This window comes from Gordonia aquimaris (assembly GCF_026262595.1).
GTDB lineage: Bacteria > Actinomycetota > Actinomycetes > Mycobacteriales > Mycobacteriaceae > Gordonia > Gordonia tangerina.
On the sequence record NZ_JAPKFM010000001.1, the window covers coordinates 150,273 to 171,218 of the forward strand.

At 67.2% G+C, this 20,946-nt stretch carries 21 protein-coding genes; 12 read left to right on the plus strand and 9 right to left on the minus strand.

The genetic code is table 11. From position 1 onward, the window contains the following. Positions 1–80: 80 nt before the first annotated feature. From OSB52_RS00690 to OSB52_RS00715, 6 genes are all read left to right on the plus strand, one after another. A complete protein-coding gene (locus OSB52_RS00690) occupies positions 81–560 on the plus strand; it encodes a (2Fe-2S)-binding protein (RefSeq protein WP_235723626.1) in 480 nt (159 codons plus the stop codon). Further along, a complete protein-coding gene (locus OSB52_RS00695; RefSeq protein WP_266059649.1) occupies positions 557–2,965 on the plus strand; it encodes a xanthine dehydrogenase family protein molybdopterin-binding subunit in 2,409 nt (802 codons plus the stop codon). Before OSB52_RS00690 ends, OSB52_RS00695 begins: the two co-directional genes overlap by 4 nt. Next, on the plus strand, positions 2,962–3,816 hold the full coding sequence (locus tag OSB52_RS00700; protein ID WP_266059651.1) for an FAD binding domain-containing protein: 855 nt from the start codon (positions 2,962–2,964) through the stop codon (positions 3,814–3,816). Before OSB52_RS00695 ends, OSB52_RS00700 begins: the two co-directional genes overlap by 4 nt. Positions 3,817–3,818: 2 nt before the next feature. Beyond that, positions 3,819–4,505: an SRPBCC family protein gene (locus OSB52_RS00705; protein ID WP_235723623.1), complete on the plus strand. Its 687-nt coding sequence runs from the start codon at positions 3,819–3,821 to the stop codon at positions 4,503–4,505. 109 nt (positions 4,506–4,614) lie between these two features. Further along, on the plus strand, positions 4,615–5,799 hold the full coding sequence (locus OSB52_RS00710) for an alpha/beta hydrolase (protein WP_266059652.1): 1,185 nt from the start codon (positions 4,615–4,617) through the stop codon (positions 5,797–5,799). 50 nt (positions 5,800–5,849) lie between these two features. Beyond that, on the plus strand, positions 5,850–6,080 hold the full coding sequence (locus OSB52_RS00715) for a hypothetical protein (protein WP_235723621.1): 231 nt from the start codon (positions 5,850–5,852) through the stop codon (positions 6,078–6,080). A gap of 24 nt (positions 6,081–6,104) precedes the next feature. Here OSB52_RS00715 and OSB52_RS00720 read toward each other — a convergent pair whose 3' ends face one another. Further along, positions 6,105–7,013: an alpha/beta hydrolase gene (locus OSB52_RS00720; protein ID WP_266059653.1), complete on the minus strand. Its 909-nt coding sequence runs from the start codon at positions 7,011–7,013 to the stop codon at positions 6,105–6,107. Between the two features lie 64 nt (positions 7,014–7,077). Between OSB52_RS00720 and OSB52_RS00725 the strand changes: the two genes are divergently transcribed. Beyond that, a complete protein-coding gene (locus OSB52_RS00725) occupies positions 7,078–8,235 on the plus strand; it encodes an MFS transporter (protein ID WP_266059654.1) in 1,158 nt (385 codons plus the stop codon). Positions 8,236–8,253: 18 nt separating this feature from the next. Here OSB52_RS00725 and OSB52_RS00730 read toward each other — a convergent pair whose 3' ends face one another. Both OSB52_RS00730 and OSB52_RS00735 read right to left on the minus strand, forming a co-directional pair. Next, positions 8,254–9,390 (minus strand): TDT family transporter, encoded by a 1,137-nt coding sequence (locus tag OSB52_RS00730; protein WP_266059655.1) that lies wholly within the window; start codon positions 9,388–9,390, stop codon positions 8,254–8,256. Positions 9,391–9,516: 126 nt separating this feature from the next. Next, a complete protein-coding gene (locus OSB52_RS00735) occupies positions 9,517–9,837 on the minus strand; it encodes a putative quinol monooxygenase (protein ID WP_235723617.1) in 321 nt (106 codons plus the stop codon). 159 nt (positions 9,838–9,996) lie between these two features. Here OSB52_RS00735 and OSB52_RS00740 point away from each other — a divergent pair, with 159 nt between their 5' ends. Continuing rightward, positions 9,997–11,421 carry an aldehyde dehydrogenase family protein gene (locus OSB52_RS00740; RefSeq protein ID WP_266059900.1) on the plus strand — a complete coding sequence of 475 codons (1,425 nt, stop codon included), beginning with the start codon at positions 9,997–9,999 and terminating at the stop codon, positions 11,419–11,421. A 106-nt stretch (positions 11,422–11,527) separates the two neighbouring features. Here the strand turns inward: OSB52_RS00740 and OSB52_RS00745 are convergent, their stop codons facing one another. Continuing rightward, positions 11,528–12,937, minus strand: a complete 1,410-nt coding sequence (locus OSB52_RS00745) for a carotenoid oxygenase family protein (protein WP_266059657.1) — start codon at positions 12,935–12,937, stop codon at positions 11,528–11,530. Between the two features lie 304 nt (positions 12,938–13,241). Here OSB52_RS00745 and OSB52_RS00750 point away from each other — a divergent pair, with 304 nt between their 5' ends. After that, a complete protein-coding gene (locus OSB52_RS00750) occupies positions 13,242–14,729 on the plus strand; it encodes an alpha/beta hydrolase (RefSeq protein ID WP_372512271.1) in 1,488 nt (495 codons plus the stop codon). 18 nt (positions 14,730–14,747) lie between these two features. On the opposite strand, the gene OSB52_RS00755 is transcribed toward OSB52_RS00750, so the two are convergent. Both OSB52_RS00755 and OSB52_RS00760 read right to left on the minus strand, forming a co-directional pair. Then, entirely contained in the window at positions 14,748–15,581 is an 834-nt protein-coding gene (locus OSB52_RS00755; protein WP_266059658.1) for an alpha/beta hydrolase, read from the minus strand. Between the two features lie 13 nt (positions 15,582–15,594). Continuing rightward, the gene (locus OSB52_RS00760; RefSeq protein ID WP_235723614.1) at positions 15,595–16,011 is read right to left on the minus strand and encodes a hypothetical protein; all 417 of its coding nucleotides are present in this window, start codon (positions 16,009–16,011) and stop codon (positions 15,595–15,597) included. A gap of 136 nt (positions 16,012–16,147) precedes the next feature. Here OSB52_RS00760 and OSB52_RS00765 point away from each other — a divergent pair, with 136 nt between their 5' ends. From OSB52_RS00765 to OSB52_RS00775, 3 genes are read left to right on the plus strand one after another with little or no spacing between them, the layout of a single operon-like run. Beyond that, positions 16,148–17,119: a pirin family protein gene (locus OSB52_RS00765; protein ID WP_266059660.1), complete on the plus strand. Its 972-nt coding sequence runs from the start codon at positions 16,148–16,150 to the stop codon at positions 17,117–17,119. Continuing rightward, complete coding sequence (locus OSB52_RS00770) at positions 17,116–17,568, plus strand: MarR family winged helix-turn-helix transcriptional regulator (protein ID WP_266059661.1); 453 nt, start codon at positions 17,116–17,118, stop codon at positions 17,566–17,568. Before OSB52_RS00765 ends, OSB52_RS00770 begins: the two co-directional genes overlap by 4 nt. Then, on the plus strand, positions 17,565–18,305 hold the full coding sequence (locus OSB52_RS00775; protein ID WP_266059662.1) for a pirin family protein: 741 nt from the start codon (positions 17,565–17,567) through the stop codon (positions 18,303–18,305). Before OSB52_RS00770 ends, OSB52_RS00775 begins: the two co-directional genes overlap by 4 nt. 18 nt (positions 18,306–18,323) lie before the next feature. On the opposite strand, the gene OSB52_RS00780 is transcribed toward OSB52_RS00775, so the two are convergent. The 3 genes from OSB52_RS00780 to OSB52_RS00790 form a co-directional block, all read right to left on the minus strand. Beyond that, on the minus strand, positions 18,324–19,253 hold the full coding sequence (locus OSB52_RS00780; protein ID WP_266059664.1) for an LLM class F420-dependent oxidoreductase: 930 nt from the start codon (positions 19,251–19,253) through the stop codon (positions 18,324–18,326). 27 nt (positions 19,254–19,280) lie between these two features. After that, positions 19,281–20,279 (minus strand): cation diffusion facilitator family transporter, encoded by a 999-nt coding sequence (locus OSB52_RS00785; RefSeq protein ID WP_372474998.1) that lies wholly within the window; start codon positions 20,277–20,279, stop codon positions 19,281–19,283. Positions 20,280–20,411: 132 nt separating this feature from the next. Further along, positions 20,412–20,912, minus strand: coding sequence for a mycothiol transferase (locus tag OSB52_RS00790; protein WP_266059665.1), 501 nt, complete (start codon positions 20,910–20,912; stop codon positions 20,412–20,414). Between the last annotated feature and the right edge of the window lie 34 nt (positions 20,913–20,946).

Here is a 20,946-nt window from a genome sequence, read left to right on the forward strand (position 1 = left end):
GACACAGTGGTGGCGCAGAGTGACGGTGGAAGGTTTCGCCCGGCGCCAGCCCACGATTGCCGGCATGCATTGGAGGCCCCATGCGCATCACCCTCACCGTCGACGGCACAACCTACACCGACGACGTCGAACCACGGACGCTACTCGTCCATCACCTACGCAATCAGCTGGGCAAGGTCGGCACCGTGGTCGGTTGCGACACGAGCAACTGCGGCGCCTGCACCGTCCTGCTGAACGGACACAGCGTCAAGTCCTGCTCGGTCCTGGCCGTGCAGGCCGACGGCGCCGACGTCACCACCGTCGAAGGGCTCGCCCGCGACGGCGCGTTGCATCCCGTGCAGGCGGCATTCCGCGACAACCACGGCCTGCAATGCGGTTACTGCACTCCCGGCATGATCATGTCGACGATCGATCTGCTCGGCGACAACCCGAGTCCCGATGAGCACGCGGTACGCGAAGGCCTCGAAGGCAACCTGTGCCGCTGCACCGGCTACCAGAACATCGTCGCCGCCGTCCTCGACGCCGCCGACAAAATGCAGGCCACGGGAGGTGCCCAGTGACCGCGACCGTCGAACCGAGCGCTGCCGCCGAACACGAGATCGGCAAGGCCCGCGTCCGCAAGGAAGACGACCATCTCATCACCGGCCGTACCCGCTGGACCGACAACATCGTGCTGCCCGGCATGCTGCACATCGCGATCCTGCGCAGTCCGATGGCGCACGCACGCATCGCAAGCATCGATGCCGAGGCGGCCAAGCAGATGCCCGGCGTCGTCGCCGTCTACACCGGTGCCGACCTCGCCGAGGAGCAAGCCTCCCTGCCCAACGCGATGCAGATCACTCCGGATATGAAAGTCCCGCCGGCCCCGTCGCTCGCAGTCGACACCGTCCGGTTCGCCGGCGAGGCGGTCGCGATCGTCGTGGCCCGTGATCCGTACGCCGCGCACGACGCGTTGGAGAGCATCGACATCGACTACGACGACCTGCCTGTCGTCCTCGATCTGGCCGCCGCCGCGCAGGACGGAGCCGACCTGGTCTATCCGGACATGGGCACCAACGTCCAGGCGGTGTGGGTGTTCGACTCGGCCGAGGCGGGCACCGGCAGCAGTGTGGAGGACGCGATCCGCGATTCCGAGGTCGTCGTGGAACGCACGCTGCGCCAACAACGCCTGATCCCCGCGTTCATGGAGCCGCGGTCGGTGGTCGTCGACCCGACGGGCCCCCAGATCACCATGTGGTCGGCCACCCAGGTCCCGCACATCCTGCGATTGATGCTCGCGATGACACTCGGCATCCCCGAACACAAGTTGCGCGTCATCGCCCCCGATGTCGGCGGCGGATTCGGCGGCAAGCTGCAGGTGTGCCCGGAAGAGGTGCTCGCACTGCTGATCGCCCGGCGCCTGGGCAAGCCGGTGAAATACACCGAGTCGCGCAGTGAGTCGATGCAGGCCGCCCACCACGGCCGCGACCAGATCCAGAAGCTCACCCTGTCGGCGAAACGTGATGGCACGGTCACCGGCATGAAAGTCGAGTTGCTCGCCGACATGGGCGCCACCCTGCGGGTGTTCACCGCTGCGGTGCCCATCCTGGGCGCGTTCATGTACAACAGCATCTACAAGTTCCCGGCTTATCACTTCTCCTGCACCAATGTCTTCACCAACAAAGTGCCCACCGACGCCTATCGCGGTGCCGGACGTCCGGAGGCCACCTTCGCCATCGAGCGGATGATGGACGAGCTCGCCACCGAACTCGACATGGATCCACTCGCGCTCCGCGAGAAGAACTGGATCCGCCACGAGGAGTTCCCGTTCGACACCGTCGCCGGATTGACCTATGACACCGGCAATTACGAGGCGGCGACCGAAAAGGCGAAGGAGCTGTTCGACTACGAGGGACTACGTCGCGAACAGGCGCAGCGCCGCGAACGCGGCGACACGGTGCAACTGGGCATCGGCGTATCCACCTTCACCGAGATGTGTGGCCTCGCGCCGTCGCGGATCATGGGTCAGCTCGGCGGCGGTGCCGGCGGGTGGGAACACGCCGCGATCCGGATGCTGCCGACCGGCAAGGTCGAGGTGGTCACCGGCAGCTCAGCCCACGGCCAGGGTCACGAGACGGCGTGGAGCCAGATCGTCGCCGACCGACTCGGCGTGCCCTTCGAGGACGTCGAGGTCTTACACGGCGACACCCAGACCTCGCCACGCGGACTCGACACCTACGGTTCGCGCTCCCTCGCGGTCGGTGGCATGGCCGTCGTCAAGGCAGCCGAGAAAGTGGTCGACAAGGCGCGTCCCATCGCCGCGCACCTGATGGAGGCGGCCGAGGACGACCTCGAGTTCACCGACGGCAAGTTCACGGTGAAGGGCACCGAGAAAGCGGTCGGCATCACCGATGTGGCGCTCGCCGTGTTCGCCGCGCACGACATGCCCGAAGGCGTTGAGCCGAACCTCGATTCGGAGGCGACATTCGATCCGGAGAACTTCTCGTTCCCACATGGCACGCATCTGTGCGCCGTCGAGGTGGATACCGAGACGGGGTTCGTGAAGATCCGCAAGTACGTGTGCGTCGACGACATCGGCAGCGTGGTCAATCCACTCATCGTGGAAGGACAGGTGCACGGCGGTCTCGCCCAGGGCATCGCGCAGGCCCTGTACGAGGACGCGATCTACGACGAGTCGGGCACGCTGCTGTCCGGATCGTTCGCGGAGTATCTGGTGCCGGGCACTCCGGATCTGCCGCACTTCATCACCGACCGCACCGAGACCCCGGCCACCGGAAATGTGCTGGGCGTCAAGGGGGTCGGCGAGGCAGGCACCATCGCCTCGACACCCGCGGTGGTCAACTCGGTCCTCGACGCGCTGCGCCACCTCGGGGTGACCGAGGTCGAGATGCCGTGCAGTCCGATGCGGGTGTGGAAAGCCATCGAGGCGGCCCGCTCCTCGTCCACCCAGGGAGGTGCCAAGTGATTCCGTCCGAGTTCGAGTACGTCGCCCCGACCAGCCTGGCCGAGGCGCTGTCCGCACTGGCCGACGCCGGCGAGGACGCCAAGGTCATCGCCGGTGGGCAGAGCCTGATGCCGGTGTTGCGGCTGCGGTTGAACTCACCCAGCACGATCATCGATCTCGGCCGGATCGAGGAACTGCGTGGGGTGCGCGATGACGGCGACGCGCTCGTCGTCGGGGCGATGACCACCCATCACGACGTCATGACCGATGCTCTCGTCGGCCAACACGCCACGCTGCTCGCCGAGGCCACCGCGACGGTGGCCGACCCGCAGATCCGCCACCGCGGCACATTCGGCGGTTCACTCGCCCACGCCGACCCGGCCGGCGATCTCGGCGCGGTGGCCGTCGCTCTCGACACCACCATGACCGTCGCCGGGCCCAACGGCCGACGCAGCCTCGGTGCCGAAGAGTTCTTCACCGACATCTTCACCACCGCACTCGAACCCGACGAGATCCTGGTCGACATCCGCATCCCCAAGCACACCGGTTGGCGCGCCCACTACGAGAAGTTCCACCGGGTGTCACAGAGTTGGTCGATGGTCGCGGTCGCCGCGACCGTCGACGTCGACGGCGGGACCATCCGCAACGCCGCGGTCGCACTGACCAACATGGGCGCGGTACCGGTCAGGGCCCGCGGAGTGGAGCAGGCGCTGGTAGGGCAGTCCGCAGACATCGACGTGATCCGGGCGGCCGCCGACCATGCCGCCGAGGGCGCCGAACCGATGAGCGACACCAACGCCGACGCCGAGTACCGCACCCACCTGGCGAAGGTGCTCACACGCCGAGCCGTCGTCACCGCAACGGGAGTCTGACCATGCAGCTTGAACACGCCTTCTCCGTCGACGCACCGATCGACGACGTCTGGAATGCCCTGATCGATCCCGAGAGGGTCACCGGGTGCATGCCCGGTGCCAGCCTGACCGGGGTCGATGGGGACAGCTTCACCGGCCAGATCAAAGTGAAGATCGGCCCGGTTGCCCTGGTGTACAAAGGCACCGGGACCTTCGTCGAGAAAGACGAGAGTGCCCACCGCGCGGTGATCGAGGGCAACGCCAAGGAATCCCGCGGCCAGGGCACCGCCAAGGCATCGGTCACGATGACGCTGAAGGATGAGGGCGACCAGACCACCGGGACCGTTGTCACCGACCTGGCCATCACCGGCAAACCTGCCCAGTTCGGTCGGGGCATGCTGTCGGATGTCGGCGGCAAGATCATCGACCAGTTCTCGTCCTGCCTGTCGAAGAAACTCGGTGAACCGGCGCCGGCCGCGCAACCGGCAGCCACACCACCGTCGGGCGGGCAGCCGGCTGAATCCGAGGGCGCCGGGGCTGCCGCAGCCACCACCCCGGTCCAGCCGTCCACCGAGCCGCACGCCGAGGCAGAGGCGCTTGACCTCATGCAGTACGCCGGCGGCTCGGTGGCCAAGCGCGCGGCACCGCTCGTCGGTGCGTTGGTTCTCGGCGCGATCGTGTTCATCCTGGTACGCCGTCTCCGTAGCTGAGATCGATTCCCCCATCCGGTTGAATCGCGCGGACAACGGCCCGCCGCCGGTGTAGCGTCCGGTCGCAGACCCTGCAGGTCCGGAACCGGGTGGGGACACGGGGGTGATCGTGGCAATTCGGACGACGTTGTGCCGCATGGTCGCCGGCGGTGCATCGATCATGGTGGCCTGGGCCGCCGCCGCGCCGACACAGGCGGCGCCCACGCAGGCGGTACCCACCGTTGTCGCCGCGGAGGTGATCGCCGACGGCCCGATGGTCGTCGACGGCGCGAGCACCACCTCACGCATCCGATACACCTCCACCTCGGTGCGCGGCGTGCGCACCGAGATGACCGGCACCCTCACGCTGCCGAGCGCACCGGCCCCGGACGCCGGATGGCCACTGGCGGTGTGGAATCACATGACCGTCGGCGGCGCGGATCACTGCGCCCCGTCTACCGCGACCACCACGCATCCGGAGCTGCCTCGGATGACCTCCGGTGATCGGGTCATCGCCCATCTGCTCGACGCCGGATTCGCGGTGGTGCGCCCGGATTTCGAGGGTATCGGTGGTTCCGGACCGCATCCGTACCTCATCGCGGGATCATTGGCGCGTTCGACCATCGACGCAGCGGTCGCGGTCTCTCGGTACGACTCCCGGATCAGCCACGACGTGGTGGTCGCCGGCCACTCGGAGGGCGCGGTCGCCGCGTTGTCGGCCGGCGCCCGCGAGGCGGCACAGTGGAATGGGTTACGGCTTCGTGCCGTCGCCGCACTGGCCCCACCGACGGAGGTGGCCGCAATCCTCGACGCATTGTCCGGCGTACCGCTGGCGGGCCCCGCGATCAACGAACTGGTCGGCCTGGCCGCGCTGTTGGGCAGTGGCGCGGCAGCAGCGGATCCGGATTTCGCCGACCTGATGACGCACGGTGGTCTCAGTCGATCCGCGACCGTGCTGCTGCCCCACTTCGAGGATCGATGCTATGCCGAACTCACCGAGCCCGGCTCCTTCGGCGGACTCGCACCGACCCAGCTACTCGGCCCCGCGGGCGCGCAGATGAAGGCGAAGCTGGTGGAGATTCTCGAGCGCAACGACGTGCGGAATCTGCATATCCCCGCGCAGATTCCGGTTCGCGTGGATGCCGGATTCACCGACACGGTGGCACCGCAGCCTCTCGTCACGCGATTGGTCGACACCTACCGCCACAACGGAATGTCGGTGACCTACGTCGAGCATCCGGTCGGCCACGCCGGCGTGGCAACCGAGCCGGGTGCGGCCACCGACATCGCGCGGTGGTTGATCGCACAGGTGTGAAGCCCGGGCAGCACCCGAGCACCGCACCACCCGCGTGATGTACTCGTGCGATGACCACGTTCCCCGCCCTGACAGAGACACCGCTGGCGATGGCGGACGCGAATGCCGCCGGGCTCACCCTCGGCATCGCCGTCTATGCTGCGGCGATCCTGATCGGCATCGGCGTCGGCATCAACGCCGTGACCACCGGGCGCCGACGTCGTGCGGTGATCGCCGCGACCGTGGTGCTGGTGCTCACACTCGCCGGCCTGGTGATCGCGATCGCGAGCAGTATCGGCTAGTCGGGTCGCCCGGGCCGGTGCACCTCACGCCGATGCGGCGAATGCCGCGCGGAGCGCCGCCGTCTGCATCCGGAAGAACTCCTTGGACACCGGCGCGTTCGTCTGGATCAGGTCGAAGGCGTGATAGGCGCCGGGGATCACCTCCAGCGCGCAGTCCACCCCGGACTCGCGTAGGCGCTTCGCGTAGGCCACATCTTCATCATGGAAGAGGTCGAGTTCGCCGACGCCGATCCACGCCGGTGCAAGTCCGGTGAGATCGTCGCGACGAGCCGGCGCGACGATCTCGGGCGCGGCGCCGCCCAGGTAAGCCCCCCACCCGAACCGGTTGGAACTGCTGTTCCACATCCTGAATCGGTTCTCGATCGGCGACGGTCCGGCGGCGCCGGTGCGGTCGTCGAGCATCGGGTAGGCCAGCAGCTGCAGGACCGGTGCGCTCTCGCGACGTTCTTTGACCCGCAACGCCACCTGGGCGGCCAAACCACCGCCGGCACTCGCGCCGCCGATCGCCACCCGGGACGCATCCACACCATCGATCTCGTAGGCGAGCTGCAGGGCCTCGTGGCAGTCGTCGAGTGCCGCCGGGAACGGATTTTCGGGCGCCAACCGATAGTCCACCGAGATCACGACGGCGCCGATTTCGGCGCACAATCGCCGGCACAGGTCGTCGTCCTGCCGGGCCTCGCCAAGCACGAATCCACCGCCGTGAATCCACACCAGGGCCGGCGCCACCGCACGCCCACCGGTAGGCCGGAAGATGCGCACCCCGCCGCCGGAGGGCAGTGACCTCACCTCGACACCGCGATCACGCTGCAGCCGGGCGAGCCCGCCCTGTAGGAAGCGGACGATCCGCAGGCTTCGCGGGCCGGCGAGCCCGCGCGGCAACACACGTGCCGAACGCGCCAGGTCGGGATGAAACTCGTGCTGTGCGGTCATGGTCGACGCTCACCTTTCGCTGCGATTGGTTGAATCCAGGTATAACGCGGCAGAATCTCGCCCGATGAACATCGACGAGATCGGCACACGACGCTTTGCCCTCCCCGCGGTTCTGCTGGTGCTGTTCACCACTGGATGGGGCGCCAATCACTTCGCGTCGATGATCCCGGTCCTGCGGGTCGACAAGGGATTGTCCTCAACTGTGCTCACCGGCGCGTTCGGCATCTACGCACTCGGGCTGCTGCCGGGCCTGTTCGGCGGCGGCACGTTGTCGGATCGGACCGGCCGGCGGCCGGTGGTGTTGACCGGCGCGGTCCTGGCCGGGATCGGAAATCTGATGATGATCGTCTGGCACGAGGAGGCCGGAGTGCTCGTCGGTCGCCTCGTCGTCGGGCTCGGGGCCGGACTCACCATCAGCGCCGGCACCGCCTGGGCTGCGGACCTGCGCGGCCGATCCGGAGCGACGCTGGCCGGGGCCATCCTGACCACCGGCTTCGCCCTCGGCCCCGTCATCACCGGTCTGCTCGCCGAGTTCGTCCCGCATCGACTCGAGATGCCGTTCGCGGTGTCCGGGATCGCGTCGATCGCCGTGGCCGCGGCGGCAGTGGCACTCACGCCCGCGACCCCGGCACCCACCGCGCACGGCGCATCCGTCGACGATCCAGGGCGACGATCTGTGGGTGCCGCGTTGTCCTGGTCGGTGCCGATGGCGCTGTGGGTGTTCTCGTCGGTGACCGTCGCCGTCGTGGTGATGGCCGAGCGCATCGCCGACCGCTACGACGGCGCGTGGGTGCCCGGCCTGGCGGCCGCGTTGAGTCTGGGGTCGGGAGTGATCATCCAGTTCGTGGTGCGCCGACTGCACAGCGGCCCGTCGGCCGGGGTCGTGGGGGCAGCGCTGGCAGCCGCAGGCTTCCTGCTCGCAGCCGCGGGAGGCGCGCACCCGAGTATGGCCCTGTTCGTGATCACCGCGATCGTGTTGGGTCTTGCCTACGGTCTGTGTCTGCGCGACGGACTGATGGATGTCGAGACGATGACACCGTCGGAGAACCGGGGTGCGGTGACCGGGATGTTCTATGTCGCCTGCTACCTGGGGTTCGGATTGCCGGTGCTACTCACCAGCATTCGGCCCTCGACCGGTGTCGTCGCCCCGCTGGTCGTCCTGGCGGCCGCCGCCGCAGTGGCGTCGCTCGCCCGTGCCCTGCGCCTGCGCCGCCGCGTCTGACCGGCTCGCGACGCAGCGTCACGCAGGCAAGAAGACGCGACCACCGATCGCACCCCGTACGGTCCGGGCGGCAACGGTCACCCAGGCCGCGAGCAGAACGACGTAGAGCGCGGCACCCAGATCGCGAATCGGCGTGGAGTCCAGGGCGAACCCCAACGCGCACAGGCCCGTCACACAGGTGCCGACGGGAAAGGTGAAGCTCCACCAGGTCAGCGCAAACGGCAGCCCGCGGCGCACAGTTCGTACGGTGACGGCCACGGCGAGTGTGAACATGGCGATGCCGAAGCCACCCATCACCAACCCGTAAACGATGCCGAACACGGTCAGACCGACCGCGATCGGTGCGTGCCCACCGGTGAACACCAGATGCGACTGGACTGCGAGGAGGTTGGCCGCGGTGATCGACTGGCCGACCATGCCGAGCGTGATCCAGATCGTCGGGGCCGACCGCGACACCGGCACCCCACCGCGGAGCAGTCGGGCATAGATCAACGTCATGGTCATCAATCCGAGGATCAAACTCATGCCGAACAGTGCATAACAGCCGGCCAGCATCGTCAGTCGCAGCTGTCCAGCCGGAACGTAGGCCACCAGTGCGGCGCCCGTGGACGCCGACACCATCGGGGGCACCACCGGCATCAGCCAGGCGGGCAGGGCCGCGTGTTCGGACTTCTGCTCGGCGGTCATCATCGCGAACGGCACCCAGACCGCGGTCGCCACGCCGATCGCGGTGCCGGCTGCCCACAGCACGCCACTGATCGACAGTGCGACCGCGCCGCCCAGGATCGGCTCACCGAGATGCAGGGTGCCCGCGCCGACGGTGAGCAGAGCCATCGGCAACGCACCGTAGAACTGCGACATCACCGGGTCGGTGGCATACCGGCGCGCGGTCTCGCCGTGGCGACGCCAATGCACGGCGAACGCGACGCTGATCGCGACGAGCAGCACCGACGCGAGCAGCCAGATCGCGGTCGCGAACGCGGTGATGATCGCCGACTGCACCGGCAGCACGATCGCCGCGTTCGCGACGATCCCGGTGCCCATCACCGCAGCGAACCAGTTCGGCGTCAGGTGCTCGAACACCTGACGCGGATGGTCGAGATCGGGAAGGAGACGACGACGGACAACTCCGGTGCGCTCGAGCGTGGCGGTCATGGCTCCACTGTCGAGGAATCGCGCGTCCTCCGGCAGAGGGCCCGACCTTGTGTGCCCACAACCACCAATTGTGGGGCGCCACCGTCCCCGCTTGTGACCTCCGCACCGTATCGGCGGCAGACGGGATCAGTCCACCGACATCTCCCCCAGCTCCGACCAGCCGTCCTGATCGAGCGTGACGTTGATGATGTCGGGCGTGCGCTGCAGATACTTCGGCAACTCGGTCGTCGCGACCTGGAAGTGCGAGCTGTTCACATGCGCCTCGGCGGCGTCATCGTCGAACGCCTCGGTGAGCACGTAGGTGTTCGGATCGTCGAGACTGCGCGCCCACTCGAAGAACCTATTGCCCGGCTCGGCGCGGGTGGCCTCGGTAAAACTCTGTACGAGATCAGGCCATTGATCGGCGAATTCGGGCTTGATGGGCCACTTTGCCACGATGAAGATCATGCTCCCACTGTAATGATCCCAGCCCTGTCCACCACCTCGTCGCCGTCTCAATCAGAGACGGATATATCTGACAACCACCGTTTCCCGGAAGCCTCGTCGGCGATACCCGGAGGCGGCATAGTGTGGTGGAGACAACACGTGTCGAGTCGGAGGTACTACATGCGCGAGATCACCAAGTTCTACATCGACGGTTCGTGGGCCGAGCCCGCCGAGCTCAACCTCATCGACGTGATCAATCCGGCCACCGAGAAGGCCGCCGGCCACGTCGCCCTGGGCACCGCCGCCGACGTCGACAAGGCCGTCGACGCCGCCCGCAAGGCGTTTGTGACCTGGAGCCAAACGTCGGTGGACGAACGGGTCACCATCCTCAACGCCGTCGTCGCCGAGTACCAGAAGCGGATGCCCGATCTCGCCGCGGCAGTCACCGAGGAGATGGGCGCGCCCAGCGGCCTGGCCAACAACGTCCAGGTACCGATCGGACTGGCGCATTTGATGACCGCGGCCGCCCAGCTACCCACCTTCAGCTTCAGTGAGGATCGCGGGACCTCGCGGATCGTCAAGGAGCCGATTGGCGTGTGCGGCTTCATCACCCCGTGGAACTGGCCGCTCAACCAGGTCATGTGCAAGGTGGCCCCGGCGCTCGCGACCGGCTGCACCATGGTGCTCAAGCCGTCAGAGGTGGCCCCGTTCAGTGCCGCGATCGTCGCCGAGATCTTCGATGCCGCAGGCGTTCCCGCCGGCGTGTTCAACCTTGTCAACGGCGACGGCCCGGGCGTCGGCACCGCACTGGCCGCGCACCCGGGGATCGACATGGTCTCGTTCACCGGTAGCACCCGCGCCGGCATCGAGGTGGCCAAGAACGCCGCACCGACCGTCAAGCGCGTGGCCCAGGAACTCGGCGGCAAGAGCCCGAACATCATCCTCGACGACGAAGATTTCGCCGCCAACGTTGCCGGCGGTGTCGCAGCGATGATGATGAACTCCGGCCAGTCCTGCAACGCACCCACCCGAATGCTGGTCCCCTCGTCCCGGATGGCCGAGGCCGAGGAGGCGGCGAAGTCGGTCGAGGCCACCCTCACCGTCGGCGACCCGAGCGGTGACGTCCGGTTGGGTCCGGTGGTGTCCGAGCCGCAGTTCACCAAGATCCAGGGACTCATCGACCGCGGTGTAGCCGAGGGTGCCAAGGTGGTGTTCGGCGGGCCGGGACGCCCCGACGACCTGCCCACCGGCTACTACGTCCGCCCCACCGTGTTCTCCGAGGTCACCAACGACATGGAGATCGCACGCACCGAGATCTTCGGCCCGGTGCTGGTGATGATCGGCTACGACTCGCTCGACAATGCGATCGAGATCGCCAACGACACCGAGTACGGACTGGCCGGCTATGTGTCCGGCAAGGACGTCGACGAGGTACGCAAGGTGGGCTCACGCATCCGCGCCGGTTCCATCTCACTCAACGGCGCACAACTCGATCCGGTGGCGCCGTTCGGCGGCTACAAGCAGAGCGGCAACGGCCGTGAGTGGGGCGACTACGCCTTCGACGAGTTCCTCGAGGTGAAGTCGCTACTCGGCTACGACGCCTGACGCACCTGCTCGGGTCCGCCTCTCACGACCCGGGTTCTCCTCTCCCGACGACCGTTCTCGTGTCACCTGCGAGGGCGGTCGTCGTGCGTCTCGGGTCGTCTCGGCGTCACGTTCCGGGCAGCCACGCCCCGTGCAGCCCGGCCGGCACCCTGATCGGCATGTGCACGGTCGCGAGCGGACCGGCGGCCGGATCGTCGGCGGGCAGGATGTAGAAGTGCGACGACATGTCTGCCGGATCGGTGCCGAACGCGCCCCAGTAGTCGTGCTCGGTCCCGGGCAGATAGATGGGCTCGCCGATCGCCACCCCTGGGCGCCAACAGGACTCGCTGCCGGAGGAGAGGTCGTGAAACCAAAGGCTGTCGAGGTCGCCGGAATCGCCGTCACTCTTGCCGACCGTCGCCACCTGCGCATGTGACCGGGTGAGCATCCGGTCGTCGACTCGTGGGAATTCGACGTTCACACTGGCGCCCATGGTGGTCCGGACGATGGTGCCGCGGGCCGGATCGAGTACCGCCCGAACCAGAGCGGAGGTCGCCGGAGTCGGCATGTCGGCGAAGCCACCCGGGTAGGTCCACTCGACGTAGTCGACGGTCACCGTGTCCGCGCCCGGCGTGTCGAACCCATTCGCGAAGTGCCACACCCACATCGGCTCGGCGTCGATCCAACCGATCGCGGAACCGTCCCGCGGGATCAGCGCGATGCGGGTACCGGAGTCCGGTTGCCACTGCAGCAACCCGCCACCACTGAGCAGCGCCTCGATGTCGAAGACCAACGGGCACAGGAACAGCACGATGTAGCGCGACGTCAAGGCCATGTCATGGATCATCAGGGGTCGGTCCACACCGTCCACCGGTGTCGGCGGTCGGAGTGTCTGACCGTCGCGGCCGATCACCGCCCACGTGAGGTACGGCGCCTCCAGTACGTAGTTGAACAGCACCAGCTCACCGGTCTCGGGGTCGAGTTTCGGGTGCGCGGTACTGCCGACCGCCATCGCGCCGTCACAGTCGTCGCGCGCGATGGTGGCCAGATCGGCCGGGTCGAGCCGGTAGGGCTGATCGGATTCGGCCATCGCGAGCAGCCGGCCACCGTGTTCGACGACGTTGATGTCGGGCAGCTGACGGAACGTCCCGGCGAGCTCTGGCCCCACCTCGGAGGCGGGCGGCGTGTATCCGTCGGTCAGGCCCGACCAGATGGCATGGTCGGCCTTCTCCTCGGCCACCACCATCGGTGTGCGGACGAAACGGTTGCGATAGTGCGCGGCGCCGTCGCCGATGTCGAGTCGGTGCACCATCGCGTCGCCGTCGAGCGGATAGACGTAGGAGCCGATCGGATCGAACCGAGGATTGGGTCCGTTGCGCAGATAACTGCCCTGCAGGTCGTCGGGGATCTCGCCGGACACCGAAAGATCGCTGACGTCGACCTCTTGGCGTTGCGGCGCGAAGACACCGGACAGATGCGCGTGGTGCGCCATGTCCACGGGTGCGGGGCGAGTTGGTGCAGTCTGCTCGGCGGACATCTGGATCCCCACTGTCGTTGCGATCGCCCACGACGACGTCCGGTCCGGCGCCACCGGGGCACGGCCGCCCGAAGGGTACGGCCGCTCTCAGTGTCCCGCCTGGCACAGGCGTGCGCTGGTCAATCGCGAAACGCTCGCCGCTGCCCGCCCGGTGGTCGCTGCTTCGCAGCAGATGCGCAGTCGACGGCATGCAACGATCAGTAACGCCCGCCTGCCCGGCAACGACAGACCGGGCAGCGCACGCCAGGACCGCCGCGAGGTGAGTCGTCGTGCATCGGGGGAAGTCGTAGATGTCAGGAGTCACATGCCCAGCCAACCGGAACAGCCGGATTCGTCCATGATCGCCGACGGGTGGCGGATGGCGCCCGACGCCACTGCCCCGGCGCCCCGGCGCAGTATCCGACGTCGGGTCGCGGGCCTGTCCGCCGTGGTGGTGCTGAGCCTGGGCCTGTTCGGCGTGGGATCGCTGTTCTCCGGTGGCAACACGGCATCAGCCATGGCGGGACATCCCGAGGTGTTACGTGAGGGCTGCACCTGGGATTCTTCGGGCAATTACGTGCAGAACTGCAAGGTCTGGTCGGAGTCGCAGAACAAGTTCGTCACCGTCCAGATCCGAGCCTCCAACGGCAGCGACCAGGGTATCTACCTGCTCGACGGCATGCGCGCGCAAGAGGATCGCTCCGCGTGGACCAACGATGTGCAGGCCGCCCAGGTATACGACGGCAACACCGACACCACCCTGGTGATGCCGGTCGGCGGAGCGTCGTCGTTCTACACCGATTGGGAAGGCGGTGCCGGCGCGGAGAACACCACCATCGCGCAGGAGACCTTCCTCACCGAGGAGCTCCCCGACTACCTCGCCGAGAACTTCGGCGTCAGCAAGAACAACAACGCGATCGTCGGCCTGTCCATGTCGGGTGGCCCCGCGGTGACACTCGCCGAGCGTCATCCGGACCAGTTCAAGGTCGTGCAGGCGATGTCGGGTTACTACCAGACCGACAACCCGATCGGTGCGCTCGGCGTGTTCGCCAGCCAGACAATCGTGTCGAACTACACCAACGGCATCGTCAACATGTGGGGCGCGCCCGGTAGTCAGCGGTGGACCGACAACGATCCGTCGAAGAACGTCAACAAACTCAACGAGAACGGGCAGGTGCTGATCATCTCGTCCGGCAACGGATTCCTCACCTCGAGCGAGATGGCCAAACTGTCCCAGCAGGATCAGATCAGTGCGATGGCCCTCGAGATGCTCTCCGCGGTGTCGACGGTCCTCATGCAACTACAGGCCGCACAGAGCGGCGCATCGGTGATCTCGCTGCCCAACTACGGGGGCCACACCTGGGAGAACTGGGGTCGCGGTCTCGCCGACGGCAAGGACCACGTTCTCGAGGCGCTGCGCAACAACCCGCCGGTCACCGAGAAGGTGCAGGTGGTCGACGCCTCCGGTACCCCCGACCCCGAGGGTTCCACCAAGGCCACCCGGGCCGCCCTGCTCGCCGCTGAGTCCACGCCGGTGCTCGACACCGTCGACCTATCGGCCGACCCGAGCACGTCGGCACAGTCCGCGGCATCGAGCACGTCGACCGATTCGACGTCGGCGTCGGCCACCGAGCCCGGGGTGTCGTCGACATCCTCGGCCGCCGACGACACCCAGCCCAGCGCGTCGAGTTCGGAGTCGCCGACTTCCGAGTCCGGTGCCGACACCGGTGAGTCGACGGTCCCGCCGAGTACTACCCCGTCGGTCCCGATCCCGGCACAGTCATCGATCCCGACGACGACGCCGGTGCGCTGATCCGGACTGCGATGACGCTCAGGCCGGGGTGTGCGCCGCCAGCCAGTCGACAACGTCGGTGATCACCCGGTCGCGCTCGGGTTCGTTGAAGATCTCGTGATACAGGCCGTCATAGATGGTCAACGTCTTGTCCGACGACCCGGCGAGGCGATCGACCAGTTCGCTGCCCGCCGGGCTGGTCAGCACGTCGTCGCCGCCGTGCATGACCAGCAGAGGAAGCTGCAGTCGTGGTAGTCGGCGTGGAAAGGACTGCATGGTGGTGAGCATCGCGGCCCCGAGGTCGGCCGGGATCTTGCTGCGGATGACCAGCGGATCGGCGTTGTAGTCGGCGACCACCTGCGGATCACGCGAAATGGCGCTCGCGTCGAGTGCCGTGGTGGGCAGCCCCGGGGCCACCCGGGCGAGCACCGGCGCCAGCTTCATCGCGATGGGCGACATGTCGTCGCCCGGCACCACGGCCGCGCCGGACAGCACGAGCCCGGCCAGTCGATCCTGGTGGTCGAGCGCATAGTCCAGCGCGATACACCCACCCATGCTGTGCCCGACCAGAAAGGTCGGCCGGTCCGCGACGGCGGTCTCGCCTATCACGCGGTCGAGATCGTCGGTGAAGTCGGCAAAGCGCCGCAGTCGCAGACGTTTGCCGCCCGAGCGACCGTGACCCAGATGGTCGGGCACCACGGTCCGGTTGCCCGCAGCCACCAGTCGATCGACGACGTGGGTGTAGCGGCGACCGTGTTCGCCGAGGCCGTGCGCGATGACGACCACCGCCCGCGGCTGATCGATCGGGTCGATGACGTCGTAGGTGATCGTCTCGCCATGGCCGCCGACAAAATTGTGTTCCGCGCGCTGCATATCCACTCCCGTCTCAGCTTCCGATGCCGAGCCTCGACGCGACGCTGCGGCCCGCCGACTCGATCGCGCCCAACGGCCGCAGCGCGGCCTCGCCGATACTTACGAGCGCCTCCACCCTGGTGACCACCTGTTCCAACCGCGCGACGATGTCTCCCATCGACGCCACCGTGCTGTCGACCTGATCAAGCGTCACCGACAGCTTGGACAGCGTGTCGTCCATCGTGTCGATGGCCCCGTCGAGACCGCTGATGGTCTTGTTCATGTCGACGAGCGTCTCCCCGAGGTCGGCGAGAATCCCCTCGACCTGATCGACGGTCATGTCCGCGTTCAACGCCGCCTGCGCGAGCTTCTTGAACCGCTGGCGTTCGGGTCCGCGCGTGTCGGCGCCCCTGCCCCCGATGTCCCGATATCCCAGTCCCTTGTCGGCCATGGCCTCGATTATTCACGCTCGACCGTCTGCGGCGAGACGTTATGAACCCGTCAGGGCATTCGCCTGGAATAAGTCTCGACACGGCCGGGTTGAGCACGATATAGCTCAGATTTGAGCTACCTGGAAGGAGTTGGACATGCCTGCTGTCACCGCCGATACCCTCACCCTGCCCCGTGTGCGCACCGCCGCCCCCGACGAGGTCGAACGCCCGGTGAAGTCGGTCACCACCGGTCCCCGCGGCCACGAAGGTGAGGGGTTCCCCGTCGTCCGTGCGTTCGCCGGTGTCTCGTCGGCCGACCTCGACCCGTTCGTCCACATGGACCAGATGGGCGAGGTCGACTACGAGCCGGGCGAACCGAAGGGAACCTCGTGGCATCCGCATCGTGGCTTCGAGACCGTGACCTACATGATCGACGGACGGTTCCAGCATCAGGATTCCACCGGTGGCGGCGGGCTCATCGAAAATGGTGCCACCCAGTGGATGACCGCAGGTGCGGGCATCCTCCACATCGAGACGCCACCGGCCGAACTGGTCGACTCCGGCGGCCTGTTCCACGGCATCCAGCTCTGGGTGAATCTGCCGGCGGCGGACAAATTCCTGGCACCCAAGTACCAGAATTTGGAGGGCGCCCAGGTGGGACTGCTCAGTTCTGATGACGGCGGCGCCTTGATCCGTGTTGTTGCAGGCGACGTCGACGGCCACACCGGTCCGGGATCGACCCACACCCCGATCACGTTCGCGCACGCCACCGTCTCCCCCGGTGCGCGGCTGTCGATCCCGTGGCGCCCCGATTTCAACGCACTGGTGTACGTGCTCTCCGGCCGCGGTACCGTCGGCGCCCAGGCACGCCCGATCCGGCAGGGCCAACTCGCTGTGTTCGGCACGGGTGACCGCATCACCGCGACCGCCGACGCCGGCCAGGACTCGAATCGTCCGGCGCTGGAGCTGCTGATACTCGGTGGACGCCCCATCCGCGAGCCGGTGGTCCAGTACGGGCCGTTCGTCATGAACACGCGTCAGCAGCTGATGGAGGCCATCGAGGACTTCCAGGCGGGCCGTCTCGGCGTCATCCCGCCGGACGCGTTGATGCCCCACACCAGCCGGTGAGCGCCGATCCACGCCCGGCGGCCTGGCAGAACTTCATCGAGACCAGTGCCCGCCTGCAGACCATCCTCGACGAGGATCTCAAGACCACCGCGGACATGTCGCTGGCGGACTATCAGCTGCTGATGTTGCTGTACAACGATCCGCAACGCCGGCTACGCATGCGCGAGTTGTCCGACCGACTTGTCTTCTCCACCTCGCGCTTGTCGTATCAGGTCGACACGCTCGTCCGACGCGGCTGGCTGTGTCGCGAGCGCGCCGACGAGGACAGACGCGGCAGCTATGCCGTGCTCACCGCAGCCGGAGCCGCGGCCTTCCATTCCGCCGCAACAGATCACTTGCGCTGCGTGCAGAAGCTCTTCTTCGACGCGCTGTCCATGGACGACGGTGCGGTCCTGCTCGACATCATGATGCGACTGTCTGCGCACCTCTCCGAGAAGGCAGCCCGATGACGCAGATCATTCGCGCCCACGAGCGAATCCACTGGCGCAACGAGTGGCTCGATTCGCGACAGTCCTTTCCGGCCACCGGCAATTTCGATCTGGCCGCCAACGCCCACGGCGTTCTGTTGGTGCACAACGACGACCGGGTCGACGCCGCCGAAGGGCTCGACATGCATCAGCACGTCGACACCGAGATTCTCACCTGGGTGGTTCAAGGCGTTGCCGCACACCGCGACTCCACCGGAACGGAGACGACCATCCGGCCCGGCGAGATCCAGCGGATGACCGCGGGACACGGTATCCGACACAGTGAACGCAATCCCGCACCGCGTGCGGACCCCATTGCGCTTCGGGTGATCCAGATGTGGATCGCCCCGGACCGCTTGGGCCTCGAACCCGGCTACGCCCAACGCGATGTCAGCGCAGTCCTGGACTCGGGCGAGCCCGTGGTAGCGGCATCGGGCATGCCCGAGCACGCCGACGGGCCCGGCATCGCCCTGTCCAACCGTCACGCCGCACTGCACGTTGCGCGGCCCACGGCCGGGCGGTCCATCACCCTGCCGGGCGCGCCATTCGGACACCTGTTCGTGGCCGTGGGACACGTATCCGTCGCTGATATCACCGGCAACATCAACCTGGAGGCCGGCGATGCCATCCGGTTCACCGGCCACGATGATATCCGGCTCACGGCACAGAACGACGCAGAGATCCTCTACTGGCAGATGGAGTCGACAGTGGCCAGGTGACGGGACCGGGCCAACACATCAGCCGAGGTGCGGCATGACGTCGGCCGCCACCACGGCCAGGTGGTCGAGGTCGCTCAGGTCAAGGGTCTGCAGGTAGATGCGGCCCACACCGGCCTCCCGGTACCGTTGGATCTTCTCCACGACCTCGCCCGGGGTGCCGGCCGCCCCGTTCTCGCGCAGCTCGTCCACCTCCCGGCCGATCGCCTCGGCTCGGCGCGCCAACTCGGCGTCGGTCCGCCCACAGCACAGCACGAGCGCAGCGGAGAAGGTCATGGTCTCGGGACGACGGCCGGCGGTGGCGCATGCCGCCCGCACCCGACCGATCTGCTCGGTAGCGGTATCGACGGGTGCGAACGCCACATTGAATTCGTCGGCGAAACGGGCGGCCAACGCCGGGGTGCGCTTCTTTCCGGCGCCGCCGATGATGATCGGCGGCCGTGGTTGCTGCTCGGGCTTGGGCAGGGCGGGCGAATCGGACAGCGCGAAGTGTTTGCCCCGGTGGTCAAATCGACGGCCCGCCGGGGTGCCCCACAGACCGGTGATGATCTCCAGCGACTCCTCGAGCCGGTCGAAGCGTTCGCGCAGCGGTGGGAAGGGAATGCCGTAGGCGGCATGTTCGGCCTCGAACCAGCCGGCTCCGAGCCCCAGTTCGACTCGCCCGCCTGACATCTGATCGACCTGCGCAACCGAGATGGCCAGCGGGCCGGGCAGCCGGAAGGTCGCCGAGGTGACCAGCGTTCCGAGCCGGATGCGCGACGTCTCGCGCGCGAGCCCGGCCAGCGTCAGCCATGCATCGGTCGGTCCCGGCATGCCCTCGACGTTCATCGCCAGGTAGTGGTCCGAACGGAAGAAGGCGTCGAACCCCAGATCCTCGGTCGCCCGCGCCACACGCAAGAGGTCGTCGTAGGTTGCACCCTGCTGGGGTTCGGTGAAGATGCGTAAGTCCACGGTTGCCAACCTACGCGCCGGGCGATGTCACGGCATCAGCGATGGTTCGGCCGTGGTGGACAGGGTCAGTACCGCCTCGACGATCGGCTCGTGCGCCTCGATCTCACGCTCCACTCGACGCAAACGTTCGGCAAGTTCGTGCTCGGCGAGATCCCCGACCATGTCGACGGCGGCGACCAGGTAGTACTGCATCGGTCCCACATACTCGATGTGCAGATAGGTGATCCGCTCGATGTCGGGATGCTCGAGCATCTTTCGGAGGATGGACGATCGAGTCCGCGGCATCGCCGTCTGCCCCAGCAGGAACTCGCTGTTGCGTTTGATCAGGAAGATCGCGATCACGCCCAGCAGGGTGCCGACGAGTATGGACCCGATCGCATCCCAGACCGCCGACCCGGTGATCTGATGCAAAGCCATACCGAGCGCAGCGATCGCGAGCCCGGTCAACGCCGCGGCGTCCTCGAAGAACACCGCCCGCAGGGTCGTGTTGGACGTCCGGTTGAGGAAGCGGAGCGGATGGATGGCGAACCGCTCACCCGCCACCCGCGCCTGACGAATCGACTGCGCAAACGAAACACCTTCCAGTACAGCCGATATCGCCAAGACGAGATAGCCGATGAGATAGTTGGCGTCGGGCTCGGGTTCGGTCAACGACGTGATGCCGTGCATCACCGACACCGCCGCGCCGACGGCGAACAGTCCGAAGCCGGCGAACAGCGACCAGATGTAGGTCTCTCGCCCGTAGCCGAAGGGATGGCGTTCGTCGCGGCCACGCGAACCGCGACGTTCGGCGATCAGCAGAAACACTTCGTTGCCGGCGTCGGCCCACGAATGCGCGGACTCTGCCAGCATCGACGCCGACCCGGTGATGGCCGCCGCAATCGTCTTGGCGATCGCGATGAGCACGTTCATCACGAACGCGATGACCACGGTCAGCATCGAGTCGCCTGACGCTCCCGAGTCGTCGTCGACAGTCGGTTCTGCCGCCGATTTGACCGACTCGGGCGGCGTGGAGGGCTCGGTCATGCGCCGATCGTCTCACGGGCCTGCCGACCTCTCACGCCCTGATCCGGCAGACCCCGTCCGATTCGCCGATACCTCGTCGAGGCCAGATGCCCTGGCACCCATCCATCTCGACAGCTGCCGGCAGCTGTCGACTCAGCCCACCAGACCTCGGATGTAGGCGGCCTGCCCGACGTGTTGGGCGTCGTCGTCGAGAACGCTGACCAGACGGACGCCGAGGGTCACCGGCGGATCCCAGTTCTCGTCGATCACCCGTTCGAGATCGTCATCGGAGAGTGTGCGCAGGTAGCCGACCGTCGCGGCGTGGGCGGAGTCGTGGTATTCCGCGAGCAGCCCGGGCTCGACGATGACCTGAGCCACCTCGTCGGGGGATTGGCCGTAGCCGGATGCCGACCGGTCGAAGGGCAGCGCGAATCGGTCATAGAAGCCGGCCGAGGTCCACACCTCGTCGGCGACGGCGACGTCGGCGACCTGCGCGTCTTGGACCCGGGAGATGTGCCAGATCAGCCAGGCGATCGTGTTCGCCTCAGGCGCCACCCGTTCGACGAGCTGTTCGGAGGTGATGCCGTCGAGGACGGCGTGGACGTTCTCCGACACGCGGCCGAAACCGTCGATCAAGATGTCTGTAGAGCGCATACTTCCACTTCTACTCCTCGATTCACGCCCGCAT